The organism is Burkholderia sp. 8Y (assembly GCF_902506145.1).
In the GTDB taxonomy this organism is placed as follows: domain Bacteria; phylum Pseudomonadota; class Gammaproteobacteria; order Burkholderiales; family Burkholderiaceae; genus Caballeronia.
In genome coordinates this window covers 2,279,035-2,295,991 of sequence record NZ_LR733520.1, presented here as the reverse complement: position 1 = coordinate 2,295,991, position 16,957 = coordinate 2,279,035, and the positions used below count along the sequence as shown (strand labels likewise).

Genomic DNA, 16,957 nt, shown 5'->3' with positions numbered 1-16,957 from the left:
TAGACCATGCCTTATCAACTGCCCACCGAAGACCAGAACCTCGCGGTCGAGAGCTTCCGCAAGTTTCTGCAAACCGAAGTCAAACCCGTCGCGCGCGAGTACCGCGACCGCTTCATTCCGAAGGAGAAGATGCGCGAGCTGACGCAGCGCATCGCCGAATTCGGCCTGCCGGGCTGCACGGTTCCGGCGGAACACGGCGGCATGGGCTGGTCGATGACCATGCAAGGCATGCTGTTCGAAGAACTCGTGGCGTGCTCGTGCGATGTGGCGCTCGCGGTCATGCTCAACATGGGGCTCGCCTCGATGCTGCTCAACGCGCGCCCCGAAGTGCGCGACCGCTACATGCCCGGCGTGCTGGCGGGCAAGATTTTCGGCTCCATCGGCATCAGCGAGCCGGACGTCGGCTCGAATGTCGCGGAAATCAAGACGCGCGCGGTGCGCGACGGCGACCACTACATCGTCAATGGCGAGAAGACGTGGATCACCAACGGCGTCTATTCTGACGTGCTCATCTGCACGGTCCGCACGGAGACGGGACTCTCGCACATCCTGATCGACCGCGCGGAACACGGCTATGAATCGCGCAATATCGAGAAAATGGCGTTGAGCTCGCAGTCCACCGCGCAGATCTTCATCACCGATGCGCGCGTGCCGGCCACGAACCTGATCGGCGAGGAAGGCCACGGGCTGCGCAATACCATGAAGGTGTTCGAAACGGCGCGGGCGCATGTCGGCACACTGTCGGTCGGCATCATGCGCGCGTCGCTGGAAGAGTCCATCGCGTATGCGAAGGAGCGCAAGCAGTTCGGCAAGGTGCTCGCTTCGCATCAGCTGATCGCGGCGAAGATCGCGAACATGGCGATTCTCGTCGATGCATCGCGCCTCATGTGCCAGCGCGTGTTCGGCCTGATTGACGCGGGCGTGCGCTGCGACATGCAGGCGTCGATGGCGAAGGCGTTCGCCACCGAGTCGGCGGTCCGCGTGTGTCGCGACGCCGTGCAGCTTCATGGCGGCAACGGCATCACGAAGGAGTTCAACGTCGAGCGTCTCCTGCGCGAAGCGATCATCATCCCGATTCCCGACGGCACCACGGAAATTCAGCAACTCGTCATCTCGCGCGCGCTCACGGGCGTTGCCGCGTTCACCTGACGCGCCGCCTATCGTGCGAAGCGAGCGGTCCGATCCGAGACCGCCGATCATCGGAGACTCGCGTGAACAGCGACGAATCGACCGTCCGCCCGGCGTTGAGCGGTGGACTGCATTACCCGTTCGATGCCGTTCCCTTTCACGGCGACGCAATCGAAGTCGCGCCCGGCGTCCTGTGGATGCGCCTGCCGTTGCCGGCGTCGCTCGACCATGTGAACGTCTGGGCGCTCGAAGACGGCGACGGCTGGGCGATTGTCGACACCGGCCTCTTCATGCCCGATGCGCCTTCGCGTTGGGAGGCGTTGCTCGCCGGTCCACTCGGCTCGCGCCGCATCACGCGCGTTTTCGCCACGCACCATCACGCCGACCACGCGGGTATGGCGGGCTGGCTGGCCCGGCGCTTCGACTGCGAGGTATGGATGACGCGGGCCGAGTATCTGACGTGCCGCGCGTTCGTCGCCGAGCAGGGCCGCGACGCACCGGAAGACGCCGTCCACTTCTATCGCCGCGCCGGATGGCGCCACGAAATGCTCGACAAGTACCGCTCGCGCTACGGCGTCGCGGCGGGCATGGTGTTTCCGTTGGCTGACTGCTTTCGGCGGATCGAAGACGGACAGACGATCGAGATCGGCAAGCGGCGCTGGCGCGTGAAGGTCGGGCTCGGGCACTCGCCGGAGCACGCCTGCCTCTACTGCCCGGAATTGAACGTGCTGATTTCGGGCGATCACGTCTTGCCGCGCATTTCGTCGAACGTGTCGGTGCATCCGGTGGAACCGGACGCCAATCCGCTCGGCGAATGGCTCGCCTCGCTGACGCGCTTCGCACGCGCGCTTCCGGTCGATGCGCTCGTGCTGCCGTCGCACAATGAGCCGTTTCACGGACTGCACGAGCGCATAGAACGGCTGGATGCCGGCGTGCGGCGCGGGCTCGGCAGGCTGCGTGACCGCCTTTGGGAACCTCGGCGCGCGGTGGACGTCTTCGGCACCCTCTTCGCCGGCGCGGTGCAGGAAGAACGCTTCAGCCGGTATACGCTTGCCACGGGCGAGGCGCTGGCGTATCTCAACTATCTGCTCGCCAGCGGCGAGTCGACTTCGCACGCGGACGACGACGGCGTACTCTGGTACCGCATGCGCGCCTGACAGGGTGCCGCGCGGGACTGCAACGCGCGCCCCCTTGAAACGAGGGGTGTAGCGCGGGCGGCCCGCTGCCTATGATGATCCGGTGCCGGTTCTGTCGAACCGCGAGACGACGAAAAATCCAAGGAGAACATATGACGCGCAAAGTAGTGGTGGCGGGCGTCGGCATGGTGCCGTTCAAGAAGCCGGGTACGAGCGAAACGTACGATCTGATGGGCGCGGAGGCCGCGCGCGCGGCGCTCGCGGACGCACGCGTGCCGTACGAGTCCGTCCAGCAGGCCTACGCATGCTTCGTCTATGGCGATTCGACCGCGGGCCAGCGCGCGCTCTATCACGTCGGCATGACGGGCCTGCCGATCTTCAACGTGAACAACAACTGCTCGACCGGCTCGACGGGCCTGTTCCTCGCGCGTCAGGCGATCGAAGCGGGCGCCATCGATGTGGCGCTGGTGCTCGGATTCGAGCAGATGAATCCCGGCGCGCTCGGCAGCTACTTCAACGACCGGCCGCTGCCCTCGGAGTTATTTCTCGCGCAGTGCGAGCGGCTCGGCGTGCCGCAGGACATTCCGCCGGCGCTGCGCATTTTCGGCGGCGCGGGCATGGAGCACATGAAGCGTTTCGATACGCCGCTCGCATCGTTCGCTAAGATTCGCGCGAAGGCGAGCCGTCACGCGGCGAACAACCCGCTCGCGGTGTTCCGCAAGGTCGTGACTGCCGAAGACGTGCTGGCCGATCAGGTGATGTGGCCCGGCGTGATGACGCGTCTGATGGCGTGTCCGCCGACCTGCGGCGCGGCGGCGGCCGTGCTGTGCAGCGAGGACTACGCCCGGCGTCACGGGCTAGACACGCGCGTGTGGATCGCCGCGCAGGCGCTGACGACGGATCGCACGGAATCGCTCACGGGCGATGATCTGCGCTATGTCGCGGGCTACGGCATGAGTCAGGAAGCGGCGAATCAGGTGTACGAAGCATCGGGCATCGGTCCGAAGGACGTGCAGGTGATCGAGCTGCACGACTGCTTCGCGCACAACGAACTCATCACCTACGAGGCGCTCGGACTGTGCCCGGAAGGCGGCGCGGCAAAGTTCATCGATGACGGCGACAACACGTATGGCGGCCGGCATGTGGTGAATCCGTCGGGCGGCCTGCTGTCGAAAGGGCATCCGCTGGGCGCGACGGGCCTCGCGCAATGCACCGAGCTGGTTCAGCAGTTGCGCGGCACGGCGGGCGCCCGGCAGGTGGAGAACGCGCGCGTCGCGCTGCAACACAACGTCGGAATCGGCGGCGCGTGCGTCGTCACGATGTATCGCAACTAAGCGGAGCGTTCGATGGATTTCCAACCTGATCCGGGCCTCGATGCATTCCGCAAGGAGGTCCGCTCTTTTCTGCGCGAAAGTCTGCCGGCCGATCTCGCGGGCAAGCCGGTCGGCAGCGTGCGTTCCGTGCGCGCCGATCTCGTGCGCTGGCAGCGCATTCTGAACGAACGCGGCTGGGGCGCGCCGTACTGGGCGAAGCAGCATGACGGCACCGGCTGGTCCGTGATGCAACGGCTCGTGTTCGACGAGGAATGCGTCGCGGCGGGCGCCCCGACGCAGGACGGCTTCGCGCACAAGCTCTTCGGCCCTGTGCTGAACGAATTCGGGTCGCCTGAGCAGAAGGCCGAGCATCGTCCGCTCATCTTGAGCGGCGAACGCCTGTGGTGCCAGGGCTTCTCGGAGCCGGGCTCGGGCTCCGACCTCGCGTCGCTCTCGACGCGCGCCGAACGCGACGGCGATCACTACATCGTCAACGGCCAGAAGATCTGGACGAGCTACGCGCACGAATCCGACTGGATCTTTCTGCTCGTGCGGACGAACGCCGACGCGAAGAAGCAGGCGGGCATCAGTTTCTTGCTCGTCGATATGGCGACGCCGGGCATCACCGTGCGCCCGATCCGCAGCATCGACGACTGCCATCACCTCAACGAAACGTTCTTCGACAACGTGCGCGTGCCGGTCGCGAACCGCGTGGGCGAAGAGGGCGAGGGCTGGAAGATCACCAAGTTCCTGCTCAACAACGAGCACGCGACAGCGGCGGATCTGCCGATACTCCGGCGCTTTCTCTCGCAAATTCGGTCCCTTGCGATGAGCGAATGTTCGGGCGGCGGACGGTTGATCGAACAGCCGGAGTTCGCGCAGAAGCTCGCGCGCTTCGAGGCCGAAGTGAACGCCATCGCGACGATGGTCAAGCGCGTGGCCGCGATGGAAGAGGACCACAGTCCCGCCGCGCACGCGATGGGTTCCATGCTCAAGGTGCGCGGGACGGAGTTGCAGCAACGCCTGTCGGAGTTCATCGTCGAGGCGCTCGGCGATTACGGCGCGGTGGCGTATCCCGAGCCTCACGACGCGGCGGCGGGCGAACCGCTGCCGCATCAGCAGGCCGGGCGCGGCAAGGCGAACGAAATGTTCTTCAGGCGCGCATCCACCATCTATGGCGGAACGAGCGAAGTGCAGCGCGGCATCATCGCGAAAATGCTGTTCCAACTCTGACGGGGCCGACCGAACATGAATTTCAAACTGGATTCCGAGCAGCAACTGCTGCAGGACAGCGTGCGCCGCTTCGCAGAGAAGGAATGCGGGTTCGAGGCGCGCGCCGCGCTAATCAAGAGCGGCGCCAGCGAACCCAGGCACTGGCAGGCGTTCGCGGACAACGGCTGGCTTGCCGCCGCGCTGCCCGAAGCGTACGGCGGGCTAGGCGGCTCGGTGATAGATACCGCGCTGATCGCGCAGGAGCTCGGCCGCGCGCTGGTCGTCGAGCCGTATCTCGGCTGCGCCGTGCTGGCTGCGCAAACGCTCGTGGCTGCCGCCGCGCCTTCGCAGCTCGATCACATCGTGCCGCAACTCGCCGATGGTTCACTGCGGCTCGCGCTCGCGTACAGCGAAGCGCCATCGCGCGGCTTTTCGGAGCCGGTGCGAACGCGAGCCACCCGCACCGCGGACGGTTACTCGCTGCGCGGCACGAAAACGCTGGTCCTGGGGGCGCCGGGCGCGAACGCGTACATCGTTTCGGCCGTGATGGATGACAGCGGCCCGCTGACGCTCTTTCTCGTCGCGGCGTCGCGGCCCGGCGTGATATGCCGGCCGCTGCGCCTGCACGACGGAACCGGGGCGGCCGAGATCGCCCTCGAAGACGTAACCGTGCGCGAGGACGCCGTGCTGGGCGCACCGGGAAGCGGACTCGCGGCGCTGCAACACGGGCTCGCGCACGGCACGGCGGCGCTGTGCGCGGAACTGATCGGCGCGATCGAAAAGGCCATCGAAATGGCAGCCGATTACCTCAAGATGCGCAAGCAGTTCGGCGTGCCGATCGGCAGCTTCCAGGCGTTGCAGCATCGCATGGCGGACATGGCGGCGGAACTGGAAATCGCGCGTTCGATGCTGTTCGCGCTGCTCGGATCTCTCCTGCACGACGATGACGCCGCCGCGCGCCAGCGCACGGTGTCGCAAGCAAAGGCGCTGATTGGCCGCGCCGCGAAGTTCGTCTGCGCGCAGGCGATTCAGCTTCACGGAGGCATCGGCATGACCGAGGAGTATGCGGTCGGCCATTACTACAAGCGCGCGGTCGTCGCGGACGTGCTGTTCGGCAGCAGCGACCGTCACGAAGCGGCTTGCGCCGCGCAATTGCAACACGCCTTGCTTCAAGGGGACATACAGGCATGAAGAGCTTCGACAAGATCGCGGACTTGCAGCCGCTCGTGGGCGAATCCATCGGCACGAGCGAGTGGCTCGCCATCGACCAGGCGCGCGTCAATCTGTTCGCGGACGCAACGGGCGATCACCAATGGATTCACGTCGATGTCGAGCGCGCGAAGAGCGGGCCGTTCGGCGCCACCATCGCGCACGGCTTTCTCACGTTAAGCCTGCTGCCGGCATTTCTCGCCACCGCGTTCGAGGTCAAGGAAACGAAAAGCGGCCTCAACTATGGTCTGGACAAGGTGCGCTTCGTCGCGCCGGTCAAAGTGGGCGCGCGAGTACGTGGGCACTTCCGGCTGCTCGCGTGGGATGCGATCGGGCACGGCGGCGCGCAAGTCAAAGTGGAAATGACCGTTGAATGCGAAGGCTCGGACAAACCCGCGTGCGTCGCTGAATCGATCATGCGTCTGTTTCCCTGAACCTCACTTCTCGACAACTGGAATGGAGCATCAAGCATGAGTATTCGTTTCGATGGCAAAGTCGCGATCGTCACCGGCGCGGGCGCGGGCCTGGGACGCGCGCACGCGCTGGCATTCGCCGAGCGCGGCGCGAAGGTCGTGGTCAATGATTTCGGCGGCGCGCGCGACGGCAGCGGCGGCTCGTCGGACGCCGCGCTCGCCGTCGTCGATGAAATCCGCAAGGCGGGCGGCACGGCGATCGCCCACGGCGCGAACGTCGCGGACTTCGCGCAGGTGCAGGACATGGTGAAGTGCGCCGTCGCCGAATTCGGTCGCGTGGACATTCTCGTGAACAACGCGGGCATTCTGCGCGACAAGAGCTTCTCGAAGCTCGAGATGGCCGATGTCAAGGCCGTGCTCGACGTTCACCTGATGGGCTCGATCAACTGCTCGAAGGCGGTGTGGGACATCATGCGCGAGCAGGGCTACGGCCGCATCGTGATGACGACGTCGTCGTCGGGCATGTACGGCAACTTCGGCCAGGCCAACTACGGCGCGGCGAAGATGGGCGTGATCGGCCTGATGAACGCGCTGACCACCGAAGGCAAGAAGAACAACATCAAGGTCAACACCATTGCGCCGGTGGCCGCGACGCGCATGACCGAAGACATTCTGCCCGAAGCCATGCTCGCGCGCATTCAGCCGGAGCGTGTGACGCCTGCCGTGCTGTTCCTGGCGAGCGAAGATGCGCCTTCGAAGACGATCATCGCGGCGGGCGGCGGCGCATTCGCTGCGGCGACGGTCGTCGAAACCGCGCCCGTGCTGCTTCCGGATGCGGAAGTGACGCCGGAAGGCGTGGCGGCGCGCTTCGGCGATATCGCGAACTGGCGCACCGCGCAGCCGTACGAGGAGTCGGGGCATCAGGTCGGCGCGTTCCTCAAGCTCGTCTGCGCATGACTGTTTTCGCGGTGTAGAGAGCGAAGTGCCCGGTTATTGCCGGGCACTGTCGTTTACAGCTCAGCCGTCGTTTCAGCCGCGATGATCAACTTCTGGATGTGGCTCGTGCCTTCGTCACGGTGTAGAAAGCAAAGTGCCCGGTCATGCCGGGCACTGTCGTTTGGAACGCAGCCGTCGATTCAGCCGAGACTACGCGCAATGATCAGCTTCTGGATGTGGCTGGTGCCTTCGTAGATCTTGCAGATACGCACGTCGCGCAGGTATCGCTCGACGGGGAAATCCGTGAGATAGCCATAGCCGCCGTGAATCTGCAGTGCATCCGAGCAGACCTTTTCGGCGATCTCGCTCGCGAACATCTTCGCAATCGACGCTTCCTTCACGCACGCGACGCCGGCATCACGCAAGCGCGCTGCGTGCAGGCAGTACTGATACGCGACGTCCACTTGCGCGGCCATGTCCGCGAGGTCGAACGCCACGCCTTGCAGCCGGATGATCGGCGCGCCGTAGGCTTCGCGCTCTTTCGCATAGCTGACCGCCGCTTCCAGCGCCGCGCGCGCCACGCCCGCCGCGATGAACGCAATGCCGATTCGCCCATCCGATAAGCCGCCCATTACCGTGCGATAGCCGTCGCCTTCGCCGCCGAGCATGTTCGCAGCCGGCACGCGAAAGTCTTCGAGCGTGATCTGCGCGGTGTGCGCCGTATGCTGGCCGAGCTTGCTCTCCACGCGCGTCACGTGATAGCCGGGCTGCCGCGGATCGATGATGAACGTGCTCGCGCCGCGCTTGCCGGCGGCCTTGTCGGTCATGGCATACACCACGCCGACGCCGGCTTCGCTGCCGTTCGAAATGAACTGCTTTGAGCCGTTGATGACATAGCTGTCGCCGTCCTTGCGCGCGGTCGAGCGCAGCGCGGCGGTATCCGAGCCCGCATGCGGCTCCGTCAGAAGGAATGCGCCGATGGACTCGCCGCGCGCCATCGCGGGCAAATAGCGGCGCTTCTGTTCCTCCGTCCCGTTCTCGACGATGGTCAGCGCAGTGAAATTATGCACATGGTTGATCGTGGCGAGGCCCGCGTCGGCGGCGGCGATTTCATGCTGCGCGAGACAGAAGTCCAGCACGCCCGCGCCGGTGCCGCCGTATTCCTCGGGAATCAGCATGCCGAGAAAACCGAGTTCGGCGAGCGCCTTCAGTTCGTCGCGCGGCCACGCCGACTCGCGATCGCGTCGGGCCGCCGTCGGCGCGACGATCTCACTGACCACGCGGCGCGCCGAATCGCGGATCAGGTTTTGTTGCTCGGTGAGAAAGAGGTGAGACGAGTCGGTCATCGGGGATCCTTCGTAGTGTCGGGATGGGAGGAACGCGCCCAGTCGCGCAACACGGCTTCGGTGTGCTGGCCACGGTGCGGGATGCCGCCGGGCGGGCCGGGCGGCGTGGCGGAAAAGCGCGGCGCAGGACTCGCCTGAAGCACGCCGTCCTCGCGCGTATAGATCTCGCGCTGACGCATGTGCGGATGCGCGGCGGCTTCGTCCGGACTCAGCACCGGCGCGAAGCAGACATCGGTTCCTTCGAGCAGCGCACACCATTCTTCGCGTGTGCGCGTGGCGAAGCGTTCCGTGAGGCGCTGGCGCAGCGCGGGCCACGCACGGCGGTCGTAGGGTTTGGCGAAGGCGGGGTCGTCGGACAGGCCGAGTTTGTCGAGCAACTGCGCGTAGAACTTCGGCTCCAGCGATCCCACCGAGATATAGCCGCCGTCCGCGCAACGATAGGTGTTGTACCAGTGCGGCCCGTCCAGCAGGCTTTCGCCTCGCTCGGGCGTCATCTGACCGGATGCCTGGAGCGCGAGCAGCAGCGTCGTCATGTGCGCGCTGCCGTCGACAATGGCCGCGTCGATCACCTGGCCCTCGCCCGTGGCGCGAGCGTGCATGACGCCCGCGAGGATGCCGACGGCGAGATACATCGCGCCGCCGCCGATGTCGCCGACGAGACTGGGCGGCGGCAACGGCGCCGTTCCCGGCTGACCGGCATACCACAGCGCACCCGATAGCGCGACGTAGTTCAGATCGTGCCCGGCGGCGTGCGCGAGCGGTCCGGTTTGTCCCCAGCCGGTCATGCGGCCATAGACGAGCCGCGGATTGCGCGCGAGACAGACGTCAGGCGCGAGCCCGAGGCGCTCCATCACGCCCGGACGCATGCCTTCGATCAACACGTCGCAATGCTCGACAAGGCCGAGCACGGTGCCGACGCCATCGGCCGATTTCAGATCGACCGCGATAGAACGCTTGCCCCGGTTGGCGATTTGCGTGTCGCCGAGATCGAGCCCGTCGGCGGCGGCTTCGATGCGGTCGACTACTACCACGTCCGCGCCCAGGTCCGCGAGCAGCATTCCGCAGAACGGCCCCGGCCCGATGCCCGCGATTTCCAGCACCTTGAGCCCGGCAAGCGGCCCGCGCTTCGTCGCTGTCATGACTGCCTCCCTATGTTCGTGTCGGCCAATGATAGAGAGCGACCGGCGCGCACACGCCCCCTCGTCGCGAGGGGGCGCGGCGGGCGATGCGCCGTGAACTCGCGGCACGGCCCGGCAGCGCGCGGCACTTATCGTTTTCCCGTGGCGGCAGGGTCGGGGCGCGGTCGTCCCGCGACCGGAACAGCGTGCGAAGACAAGGCTGCAAGCGCCTTGAACCGCGTCCGCACGGACGGTTTGCGCAGCCCGGCTTCCCCCCCTTTAACGAGGGGGCGGCGCGAAACGGGATACCGCATATCCTTTGCCGTGTGCCTCGCAAGATGGGCGTGCAGAGAGCCGTCGCAGCTCGCTCTGATACCGAAGCGTCGCCGCAGCGCGAAGAGGCGTGAGTCGCGATGCACGCGGCAAGACCGAGCAATCATATAAGCATAACTAATCAAGGAGGACGACGCAGAGCGTCCACGCTTCCAACGCGGGCGGCGCTGCCCGGCGTCTGCCGGAGAGTGCGCAGTCGCGATGTGTTGTAACCGCACCTGGCCGGATGCGGCAAAAAAAGACAGGAGACAGGCGTGGGCATTATCAGAAAGACGATTTTGGCAATGGCAGCGGCCGCAGCGGCCGGCAGCGCGGCGGCGCAATCGAGCGTCACGCTGTACGGCGTGGTCGATGTGTTCGGCCAGTACCTCAACAACGGCGGAACGTCATCCGTGATGGAGCGGAGTGGCGGCACGGCTGGTTCGCAGGTCGGCCTGAAGGGAACCGAAGATCTGGGCGGCGGCTTGCGCGCTGTCTTCGACCTCGAAACCGGATACACGGCCAACAACGGCGGGTTCTTCGTGGACCCGACCGCGATGTTCTACCGGCAGGCCTGGCTCGGCCTGACGCACGAGCGGTACGGCACGCTCTCGTTCGGCCGTCAGTATCAGCCGACGTTCTGGGTGCTGTATTACGGCGATCCGTTTCGCGGCAACGAAGTCTTGTCGCCGCTTTCCGCAGCAGCGATCGCCACTGATCGCGACACGCTCGCCACGCAGTCCGGCCCCGGCCGTCTCAGCAATTCGGTGCTGTACAAGTCGCCGAACCTGAACGGCTTGCAGTTGTACGCGATGTACGCGCTCGCCGCGACATCGTCGTATCCGGTGCCGACCACGCTCGGCAACACGCTCGATGTCGCCGCCATGTACTCGGGCTACGGCTTCTATGCGGGCATCGCGTATCAGAACGAGCATCAGGGCGTGAGAACCGTGCCGGGACTGCCGGGCCCGCTTGCCATGATGTCCACCGACCATTACACGGGCGCGCTCGCGTATCGCTTCGGCATCGTCAATCTGCAATTCAACTACATCTACTCGCGTCCGCAGACCGCACCGGCGGGCTCGCTTGCGGCGCGCCTGAACGCCGCGAATTCGAACAGCATCGCGGAGGCCGGCATGACGATTCAGGCGACGGATGCGGACGTCGTCGAGTTCGCCGCCGTCGAGCGCAGGGTGCGCGGCGTGGACAACAACACGCTGGCCTTCCAGCTTGGCGTCGATCACAGCTTGTCGAAGCGCACGACCGTCTATGCCCGCGCGGGGTACATGAAGAACCACGGCACCGCGACGATGAGCTGGCCCGGCGTCGCGGTGACGAAGCCCGACACCTCGCAGACGCTCGTCGGCGTGGGCCTCTCGCACCGCTTCTGAGCGAGCGCGCCCATCCGTCTTTGCTTCATTCGATCACTCGAATCAGGGAACACGCATGAAACTGGAAAACAAGGTGGCCATCGTCACGGGCGCCGCGTCGGGCCTCGGACTCGCGACCTGCAAGGCGCTCGCCGCAGCGGGCGCGAAAGTCGTCGGTTTCGATCTCGACGCGGACAAGCTGAGAGAGGCGCTCGGAGCGTCCATCTCCTTCTTCGCGGTCGATGTCGCCGACGAAGCGAGCGTCCAGCAAGCGGTCGCCGATGTCGTCGGCATGCACGGGCGCGTGCATATCGCGGTGAACTGCGCGGGCGTGCTCGGCCCGTGCAAGACCATCTCGAAGGGCCAGCTCTTTCCGAGCGAACTGTGGAGCCGCGTGATCGGCGTCAATCTCACCGGCACGTTCAACGTGGTGCGCCATGCGGCGCTCGCCATGACGATGAACGATCCTGAAGACACGGGCGAGCGCGGCGTCATCATCAACACGGCGTCGGGCGCGGCGAAGGGCGGTCAGATGGGGCAGGCCGCGTATAGCGCGAGCAAGGCGGGCGTGATCGGCATGACGATTCCCGTGGCGCGCGACCTCGCGGAGCACGGCATCCGCGTGCTGGCTATTTCGCCGGGGCTTTTCGAATCGGGCATGTCGGCGGGCATGCCGCAGAAGGTGTCGGACGGGCTCATCGAGAAGATGCTGTTCCCGCGACGGATGGGGCGAGCGCAGGAGTTCGCGGCGCTCGTCGTTCATCTGGTCGAAAACGCATACATGAACGCGACCGTCGTCGATATCGACTGCGGCACGCGCTAGGACGCGATGCGTTTCAGGCGTCGCATAAGGAGAGGCGAGTGAAGGTTCTGATTGCAGTCAAAAGAGTGACCGACGCCAACGTGAAGGTCGGCGTGAAGTCCGACAACACGGGCGTCGATGTCGCCAACGTGAAGATGTCGATGAACCCGTTCGACGAAATCGCCGTGGAAGAAGCGGTGCGTCTGAAGGAAGCGGGCGTCGCAACCGAAGTGATCGCGGTGTCGTGCGGCGTCACGCAATGTCAGGAAACGCTGCGCACGGCGCTCGCGATCGGCGCGGATCGCGCGATTCTGGTTGAATCCGCCGAGGACTTGCAGCCGCTCGCGGTCGCCAAGCTGCTTAAGGCGCTGGTCGATCAGGAAAATCCCGAGCTCGTGATTCTCGGCAAGCAGGCAATCGACGACGATTCGAATCAGACCGGCCAGATGCTGGCCGCGTTGGCAGGTCTGCCGCAGGCGACGTTCGCATCGAAAGTCGTGATCGCCGATGGCCGCGCCACCGTCTCGCGTGAAGTCGATGGCGGCGCGGAAACGCTGTCGCTCAAACTGCCCGCCGTTGTAACGACCGACCTGCGCCTGAACGAGCCGCGCTACGTGACGCTGCCCAACATCATGAAGGCGAAGAAAAAGCCGCTGACGACGGTCACGCCCGCCGATCTCGGCGTCGATGTCGCGCCGCGTCTGAAGACGCTGAAGGTCACCGAGCCGCCGAAGCGCAGCGCCGGCGTCACGGTGCCCGACGTGAAGACGCTGGTCGAGAAACTGAAAACCGAAGCGAAGGTGATCTAACGTGACGACACTCGTAATTGCGGAACACGACAACGCGTCGATCAAAGCGAGCTGGACCGGCCCGAACTGACGAGCGCGAACATCATCGTGTCGGGCGGGCGGGGTCTGGGCAGCGGCGAGAACTACACGCACGTGCTCGAACCGCTCGCCGACAAGCTGGGCGCCGCGCTGGGCGCATCGCGCGCGGCAGTCGATGCGGGATACGTGCCGAACGATTATCAAGTCGGGCAAACCGGCAAGATCGTCGCGCCGCAGTTGTATGTGGCCGTCGGTATCTCGGGCGCGATTCAGCATCTGGCCGGCATGAAGGACAGCAAGGTGATCGTCGCGATCAACAAGGACGCCGAAGCGCCGATTTTCAGTGTGGCGGATTACAGCCTTGTCGGTGATCTGTTCGCGGCAGTGCCCGAGCTCGTCAGCGAGCTCGGCGCGGCCGCGTAGACGAAGCAACTGAATCGCGCGAGAAGACCACATCACCACTTACCGGACACGAGCAGCCGGAACCGCGCCGCATAACACTTCGTTCACATTCAAGGATTCAGCATGACAGCGATGTACCAGGTCCATGACGGCGTGGCCGTCATCACGCTCGACCATCCTCCGGTCAATGGTCTGGGTCATGCAACCCGGACCGGCATCATGAACGGCATGAGCCGCGCGCTCGACGACGCAGCGGTAAAGGCCATCGTCATCACGGGCGCGGGCAAGGCGTTCTCGGGCGGCGCGGATATTCGCGAATTCGGGACACCGCACGCCTTTCAGGAGCCGAGCCTCGCGACCGTGATCGAGACCATCGAGCGGTCCGCGAAGCCGGTCGTTGCCGCCATTCACTCGGTCGCGATGGGCGGCGGCCTCGAACTCGCGCTGGGCTGTCATTACCGCCTCGCGACGCGCCAAGCGAAGATCGCGCTGCCCGAAGTCAATCTCGGTCTCTTGCCCGGCGCGGGCGGCACGCAGCGCCTGCCGCGTGCAATCGGCCTGGAAGCCGCGCTCAACATGATCGTGTCGGGCAAGACCATGCTGGCGGAGAAGTTTGCCGGCACGGGACTGTTCAACGAAATCGTCGCGGACGATGTCGTCGCGGCCGCCGTGAAATTCGCGCGCACTGCCGCCGAGCACGCCGGTCCGCATCCGACGCTGCGCGACGCGGCGGTCCAGCACGCCCACGCAGAAGCGTATCTCGGCTTTGCGCGCAGCACGGTCGCGGCAAGCGCGGGGCCGTATCCCGCGCCGCTTGCATGCGTGGAGGCTGTCGCGGCATCGCTGAAGCCGTTCGATGAAGGCATCCAGGCCGAACGCGACGGCTTCATGACGTTGATGAACACGCCGGAGTCTCGCGCGCTGCGCCACGCCTTTCTCGGCGAACGCGCGGCGAGCCGCATTGCCGACGTGCCCGCCGATACCCCGACGCGCGCCATCGCGAAGGTCGCCGTGATCGGCGCGGGCACGATGGGCGGCGGCATCGCGATGAACTTCCTCAACGCGGGCGTGCCGGTCACGATGCTGGAAATGAAAGCCGACGCGCTGGAGCGAGGCGTCGGCGCGATCCGCCGCAATTACGACAACACCGCGAAGAAGGGCAAGCTCACGCAAGACGACGTGGACGCGCGCATGGCGCGGCTTTCGACCACGCTCTCGTATGAAGACATCCGCGACGCCGATCTCGTGATCGAAGCCGTGTTCGAAGACCTCGATGTGAAAAAGAGCGTGTTCCAGCGGCTCGACGAGGTGGCCAAGCCGGGCGCGATCCTCGCGTCGAATACGTCGACGCTCGACATCGACATGATCGCGGCGTTCACGAAGCGCCCTCACGACGTGATCGGCATGCACTTCTTCAGCCCCGCGAACGTGATGAAGCTGCTGGAAGTCGTGCGCGGCGCGCGGACCGCCAAAGACGTGCTTGCCACGGTCGTGCAGCTTGCTAAGAAGATCGGCAAGGTCGCGGTGGTGTCGGGCGTGTGCGACGGCTTCATCGGCAATCGCATGATCGAGCAGTACAGCCGTCAAGCCGGCTTTCTGCTCGACGAAGGCGCGCTGCCGCAGCAGGTGGATCGCGCGATCGAACGCTTCGGTTTCGCGATGGGCCCGTTCCGCATGATCGACATGGCGGGCAACGACATCAGCTGGGCGATCCGCAAGCGCCGCGCCGTCGAACAGCCCGAGTTCAACTACTCGAAGACGGGCGATCTGCTGTGCGAGATGGGGCGCTTCGGCCAGAAAGTGCAGGCGGGCTGGTACGACTACAAGCCGGGCGACCGCAAGGCGTATCCGAGCGCGGTCGTGGACGAGATGATCGTGCGGCATTCGAAAGAACTCGGCATTGCGCGCCGCAAGATCAGCGACGAGGAAATCGTCGAGCGGCTCGTGTTCGCGCTCGTCAACGAGGGCGCCATGATCTTGCAGGAAGGCATTGCGTCGAAGGCATCGGATATCGACATGGTCTATCTGCACGGCTACGGCTTTCCGAAGTTTCGCGGCGGGCCGATGCGATACGCGGACGAAACCGGCCTTTATGCCGTCGCGCAAGCCATCCGCCGCTATGCGAAGGGCTATCAGGGTCACGCCTGGCAAGTCGCGCCGCTTCTGCAGCGGCTCGCCGACGCCAGCGCGACCTTCAACGACTAGACGCCAGCCCTCAACGAGCTTATCGGGAATCAAGACAATGAACGAGGCAGTGATCGTATCGACCGCGCGCACCGCGCTGGCCAAGAGCTGGAAGGGCGCGTTCAACATGACACACGGCGCGACGCTCGGCGGCCACGCCCTGCGGCACGCCATCGCGCGGGCGGGCATCGACGCGGGCGAAGTCGAGGACGTGCTGATGGGCTGCGCGAACCCCGAAGGCGCGACGGGCGGCAACATCGGGCGTCAGATCGCGCTGCGTGCGGGTTGTCCCGTGACGGTGCCGGGCGCGACCGTCAACCGCTTCTGCTCGTCGGGGCTGCAAAGTATCGCGATGGCCGCGCAGCGCGTGATCGCGGGCGAAGGCGAAATCTACGCGGCGGGCGGCGTCGAAAGCATCTCGTGGACGCAGCGTCAGATGAATCTGGAGTACGCGAACGACCCGTGGCTGACCGAGAACAAGCCCGAGATTTACTGGAGCATGTTGCAGACGGCGGAACAGGTCGCCCGACGCTATGGCATCTCCCGCGAGCGGCAGGACGAGTACGGCGTGCGCAGCCAACAGCGCGCGGCGGCGGCGCGCGAGGCGGGCCGCTTCGACGACGAAATCGCGCCAATCACCGTCACGGCGGGCGTCGTCGATCGCGCAACGGGCGAGATCGTGAGCCGCGAAGTGACCATCGCCGCCGACGAAGGCATTCGCGCCGACACGACGCTCGAAGGCGTCGCGAAGATCCGCAGCGCGCTGCCGGGCGGCGTCATCTCGGCGGGCAACGCGTCGCAGTTTTCCGATGGCGCGTCGGCGTGTGTCGTGATGGATGCGCGCGTCGCCGCAGCGCGGGGCATCGCGCCGCTCGGCGTGTTTCGCGGCTTCGCCGTGGCGGGCTGCGAGCCGGACGAAATGGGCATCGGGCCGGTGTTCGCGGTGCCGAAGCTGTTGAAGAAAGCCGGTCTGACAGTTGACGACATCGGCTTGTGGGAGCTGAATGAAGCTTTCGCCGTGCAGGTGCTGTACTGCGCGGATACGCTCGGCATTCCGATGGAGCGGCTGAACGTGAACGGCGGCGCGATCGCGGTGGGGCATCCCTACGGCGTGTCGGGTGCGCGGCTCGTCGGCCACGCGCTGATCGAAGGCAGGCGGCGCGGCGTGAAGCACGTCGTCGTGACGATGTGCATCGGCGGCGGACAAGGCGCGGCCGGCCTGTTCGAAGTGCTTTGACGAGGACGAGAG

At 65.7% G+C, this 16,957-nt stretch carries 14 protein-coding genes and 1 pseudogene; 13 read left to right on the top strand and 2 right to left on the bottom strand.

The genetic code is table 11. The features are described 5' to 3' along the window. The first annotated feature begins 6 nt into the window (after positions 1-6). From GV035_RS21335 to GV035_RS21305, 7 genes are all read left to right on the top strand, one after another. Positions 7-1,149 (top strand): acyl-CoA dehydrogenase family protein, encoded by a 1,143-nt coding sequence (locus tag GV035_RS21335; RefSeq protein WP_159836936.1) that lies wholly within the window; start codon positions 7-9, stop codon positions 1,147-1,149. A gap of 62 nt (positions 1,150-1,211) precedes the next feature. Further along, positions 1,212-2,285 carry an MBL fold metallo-hydrolase gene (locus GV035_RS21330; protein WP_236572681.1) on the top strand — a complete coding sequence of 358 codons (1,074 nt, stop codon included), beginning with the start codon at positions 1,212-1,214 and terminating at the stop codon, positions 2,283-2,285. Between the two features lie 131 nt (positions 2,286-2,416). Further along, positions 2,417-3,598: a lipid-transfer protein gene (locus tag GV035_RS21325; protein ID WP_159836935.1), complete on the top strand. Its 1,182-nt coding sequence runs from the start codon at positions 2,417-2,419 to the stop codon at positions 3,596-3,598. Between the two features lie 12 nt (positions 3,599-3,610). After that, entirely contained in the window at positions 3,611-4,810 is a 1,200-nt protein-coding gene (locus GV035_RS21320) for an acyl-CoA dehydrogenase (protein ID WP_159836934.1), read from the top strand. A gap of 15 nt (positions 4,811-4,825) precedes the next feature. Next, the gene (locus GV035_RS21315; RefSeq protein WP_159836933.1) at positions 4,826-5,980 is read left to right on the top strand and encodes an acyl-CoA dehydrogenase family protein; all 1,155 of its coding nucleotides are present in this window, start codon (positions 4,826-4,828) and stop codon (positions 5,978-5,980) included. Continuing rightward, on the top strand, positions 5,977-6,432 hold the full coding sequence (locus GV035_RS21310) for a MaoC family dehydratase (protein WP_159836932.1): 456 nt from the start codon (positions 5,977-5,979) through the stop codon (positions 6,430-6,432). The genes GV035_RS21315 and GV035_RS21310 overlap by 4 nt, the downstream gene beginning before the upstream one ends. 36 nt (positions 6,433-6,468) lie before the next feature. Continuing rightward, the gene (locus tag GV035_RS21305) at positions 6,469-7,368 is read left to right on the top strand and encodes an SDR family NAD(P)-dependent oxidoreductase (RefSeq protein WP_159836931.1); all 900 of its coding nucleotides are present in this window, start codon (positions 6,469-6,471) and stop codon (positions 7,366-7,368) included. 179 nt (positions 7,369-7,547) lie between these two features. Here GV035_RS21305 and GV035_RS21300 read toward each other — a convergent pair whose 3' ends face one another. Both GV035_RS21300 and GV035_RS21295 read right to left on the bottom strand, forming a co-directional pair. Then, complete coding sequence (locus GV035_RS21300) at positions 7,548-8,693, bottom strand: acyl-CoA dehydrogenase family protein (protein ID WP_159836930.1); 1,146 nt, start codon at positions 8,691-8,693, stop codon at positions 7,548-7,550. Next, positions 8,690-9,832, bottom strand: a complete 1,143-nt coding sequence (locus GV035_RS21295; protein WP_159836929.1) for a CaiB/BaiF CoA transferase family protein — start codon at positions 9,830-9,832, stop codon at positions 8,690-8,692. Before GV035_RS21295 ends, GV035_RS21300 begins: the two co-directional genes overlap by 4 nt. A gap of 596 nt (positions 9,833-10,428) precedes the next feature. Between GV035_RS21295 and GV035_RS21290 the strand changes: the two genes are divergently transcribed. The 6 genes and pseudogenes from GV035_RS21290 (at position 10,429) to GV035_RS21265 (ending at position 16,945) form a co-directional block, all read left to right on the top strand. After that, on the top strand, positions 10,429-11,514 hold the full coding sequence (locus GV035_RS21290; RefSeq protein ID WP_159836928.1) for a porin: 1,086 nt from the start codon (positions 10,429-10,431) through the stop codon (positions 11,512-11,514). Between the two features lie 55 nt (positions 11,515-11,569). Next, complete coding sequence (locus tag GV035_RS21285; protein WP_159836927.1) at positions 11,570-12,316, top strand: SDR family NAD(P)-dependent oxidoreductase; 747 nt, start codon at positions 11,570-11,572, stop codon at positions 12,314-12,316. Positions 12,317-12,354: 38 nt separating this feature from the next. Beyond that, positions 12,355-13,104, top strand: a complete 750-nt coding sequence (locus GV035_RS21280) for an electron transfer flavoprotein subunit beta/FixA family protein (RefSeq protein WP_159836926.1) — start codon at positions 12,355-12,357, stop codon at positions 13,102-13,104. A 45-nt stretch (positions 13,105-13,149) separates the two neighbouring features. Beyond that, positions 13,150-13,545: pseudogene (locus tag GV035_RS21275) on the top strand (electron transfer flavoprotein subunit alpha/FixB family protein); the annotation flags it as partial. A 102-nt stretch (positions 13,546-13,647) separates the two neighbouring features. After that, positions 13,648-15,729 (top strand): 3-hydroxyacyl-CoA dehydrogenase NAD-binding domain-containing protein, encoded by a 2,082-nt coding sequence (locus GV035_RS21270; RefSeq protein ID WP_159836925.1) that lies wholly within the window; start codon positions 13,648-13,650, stop codon positions 15,727-15,729. 37 nt (positions 15,730-15,766) lie between these two features. Then, a complete protein-coding gene (locus tag GV035_RS21265; protein WP_159836924.1) occupies positions 15,767-16,945 on the top strand; it encodes an acetyl-CoA C-acyltransferase in 1,179 nt (392 codons plus the stop codon). The last annotated feature ends 12 nt before the right edge of the window (positions 16,946-16,957 follow it).

What these genes read in the sequence shown, in the direction of transcription:
- GV035_RS21335 (WP_159836936.1), top strand. Translation starts at nt 7, where the DNA reads ATGCCTTATCAACTGCCCACCGAAGACCAGAACCTCGCGGTCGAGAGC.
- GV035_RS21325 (WP_159836935.1), top strand. Translation starts at nt 2,417, where the DNA reads ATGACGCGCAAAGTAGTGGTGGCGGGCGTCGGCATGGTGCCGTTCAAG.
- GV035_RS21320 (WP_159836934.1), top strand. Translation starts at nt 3,611, where the DNA reads ATGGATTTCCAACCTGATCCGGGCCTCGATGCATTCCGCAAGGAGGTC.
- GV035_RS21315 (WP_159836933.1), top strand. Translation starts at nt 4,826, where the DNA reads ATGAATTTCAAACTGGATTCCGAGCAGCAACTGCTGCAGGACAGCGTG.
- GV035_RS21310 (WP_159836932.1), top strand. Translation starts at nt 5,977, where the DNA reads ATGAAGAGCTTCGACAAGATCGCGGACTTGCAGCCGCTCGTGGGCGAA.
- GV035_RS21305 (WP_159836931.1), top strand. Translation starts at nt 6,469, where the DNA reads ATGAGTATTCGTTTCGATGGCAAAGTCGCGATCGTCACCGGCGCGGGC.
- GV035_RS21300 (WP_159836930.1), bottom strand. Translation starts at nt 8,693, where the DNA reads ATGACCGACTCGTCTCACCTCTTTCTCACCGAGCAACAAAACCTGATC.
- GV035_RS21295 (WP_159836929.1), bottom strand. Translation starts at nt 9,832, where the DNA reads ATGACAGCGACGAAGCGCGGGCCGCTTGCCGGGCTCAAGGTGCTGGAA.
- GV035_RS21290 (WP_159836928.1), top strand. Translation starts at nt 10,429, where the DNA reads ATGGCAGCGGCCGCAGCGGCCGGCAGCGCGGCGGCGCAATCGAGCGTC.
- GV035_RS21285 (WP_159836927.1), top strand. Translation starts at nt 11,570, where the DNA reads ATGAAACTGGAAAACAAGGTGGCCATCGTCACGGGCGCCGCGTCGGGC.
- GV035_RS21270 (WP_159836925.1), top strand. Translation starts at nt 13,648, where the DNA reads ATGACAGCGATGTACCAGGTCCATGACGGCGTGGCCGTCATCACGCTC.
- GV035_RS21265 (WP_159836924.1), top strand. Translation starts at nt 15,767, where the DNA reads ATGAACGAGGCAGTGATCGTATCGACCGCGCGCACCGCGCTGGCCAAG.